This is a genomic window from Tardiphaga sp. (assembly GCF_041424195.1).
GTDB lineage: Bacteria > Pseudomonadota > Alphaproteobacteria > Rhizobiales > Xanthobacteraceae > Tardiphaga.
In genome coordinates this window covers 1-1859 of sequence record NZ_JBGMOE010000067.1, presented here as the reverse complement: position 1 = coordinate 1859, position 1859 = coordinate 1, and the positions used below count along the sequence as shown (strand labels likewise).

At 63.9% G+C, this 1859-nt stretch carries 3 protein-coding genes; all 3 read right to left on the bottom strand.

All coding sequences use genetic code 11. The annotated features are described in order from the left end of the window. A partial coding sequence (locus ACEK02_RS10810; protein WP_371421713.1) for a hypothetical protein occupies nucleotides 1–281 on the bottom strand: 281 nt, incomplete at its 3' end. 173 nt (nucleotides 282–454) lie between these two features. Next, entirely contained in the window at nucleotides 455–1429 is a 975-nt protein-coding gene (locus ACEK02_RS10805; RefSeq protein WP_371421712.1) for a DUF2493 domain-containing protein, read from the bottom strand. Between the two features lie 215 nt (nucleotides 1430–1644). After that, the coding region (locus tag ACEK02_RS10800; protein WP_371421711.1) for a hypothetical protein at nucleotides 1645–1859 on the bottom strand (215 nt) is incomplete at its 5' end.

The following is a 1859-nucleotide window of genomic DNA, read 5'->3' as shown; positions in this document are numbered from 1 at the left end:
AATCCGGTGCTACCGGCCGATCCGTGGCCCCTTTTATTCCCGGTGTTCTCAACCGGGCAGACGCGTGCTTCGAAGCCGTCGGAAAGCATCGCCGCGAGATCCCCTTCGCCATCGAGCAGAACGGTGTTCGAACGATCGCTTTCGGCACGCAATATGTCGAGAAAATGCGTGAGCTGCTCGGATGCAAGAACCGCGTAGAGATCGCAGCTGTCGTCGGCGGACGTGACAATGCTGAACGTTATGGACATCTCGTCCTCCCTTGTTGAACCGATGTCTCTCACCCCCTCCCCTTTGGCCGCAGTGCGGGCCGGGACAGCCGTCGAAGGGCCCGAAAGCGAGCGCGCAGGTGCTCAGGTCTCGCGGCGCGAAGGGGCTCGATGCCCCTGAGCGCCGCACTCCCACGCAAGAAAAAGAGGAGAGGCCCCGGCCGAAGCCGGAGCCTCTCCACGAGCACTCACGCCCGCTGTGCAGTGCGCTGGTGCGCGAGACGCACGATGTGGAGTGGGACGCCTGCCTGCCGGAGCTTCTGCGCGAGATTCTGCTGGATGCCCGACCCTTCGCAGATAACCGCTTCGACGGGCTTGAGGTTGAGGATGCGGTCGTTGCGGACGAAGGCGGCGCGGTTGCCCTGGCTCCGATCGAGGCGGAACTGGATGACTTTGACGCCGCGCGATGCCGCCCATGCGTGCGCGACCGCATCGCAGCCCTTCGCCTGCGCCGTGGTCGCAAGGATCATCTCCGGGATGCGGGTCTTGATGCTGTCGAGGCCGTTCCAGAGAAGGTCCGCGTCCTCCCAGACCTGACCGCCGGAGAAGGCAACCACCGGACCTTCGGGTGCGAACTGCTCGCGGCGTTCACGGGCGCGGGAAGCGAGATAGTCGCGGGCATCGATCATCGAGGCGTTGAAGGCAGTGGAAACCCGGCTCCCCCGCACCGGCGAGAAGGGCTTGCCCGTTTCGACGCGATAGACTTCGGCGGCGTGGTCGCGCATGCACTCCATCGCCTCGCGGCATCCCTGCAGCGTCTGGCAGAGGAGCTGGGTGTCCTCCAGCTCGGTGGCGTAGATCTCCGAGGGGTCGTAGCTGCGGGCGAGATCGCCGAGCTTCTTGGCGGCGTCATCCTCGCGGCCTTCGATCCGCTTCGCCACCACATGGAAGCTGTTGGCGAAGCCCCAAGCCAGATCGGCCGCGAACGGTTCCATGCGGGTGTCGCGCAGCACGTCGAACATCGTCGCCATCATCATCTCGACGGCGGCCCGCACCTGCTCCGGATCGGGCATGTCGAGCGCTTCGGGCGCCTCGACGACGCTGAGCTTGGCCATTTCGCTGTGTTCGATGAACGCGCCCTCGTAGGTCTGGGTCAGGCCCTCGTCCTCGCGCGAGGCGGCGATGAAGCTGGCAAGATCGGCGAAGTTGTTGAAAGAAGTCATAAAAGCCTCCGAACAAGTCGATCTCTCATCCGGGATTGGATGAAAGATGAAATCTCATCGGATGGGCCGACGGGGCTTTGTCAGGGACGCGGGGCTTGTCCCCGCGCCGCCTCGGCGGGGCGTGGGGGAACCGATTTTCTTGGGTCCAAAGCGCAGCGGCGGACCCGGGAAAATTGGGGGGACCGCGCATCCTTGAGAAAGCCCCCCAAGGCACATCACACTACGGCGATGAAGCTTGTCTGATACCGAGATGTTAGAGAGAGATTTGGATTTGCCCCGGCCGCGCCAGCGGGCGGGTTAACAGCAAATCGCTCCTGACTGATCAGGGCGAAACCCCTTCCCCATGCACCCTTCGCAAGGTGATCGTCACCCGGCAGGGCGTGCGCCGTTGTGGCGCGAAGAAGAAAGGAGAGTTCGAATGAACTGAGCT

What these genes read in the sequence shown, in the direction of transcription:
- ACEK02_RS10805 (WP_371421712.1), bottom strand. Translation starts at nt 1,429, where the DNA reads ATGACTTCTTTCAACAACTTCGCCGATCTTGCCAGCTTCATCGCCGCC.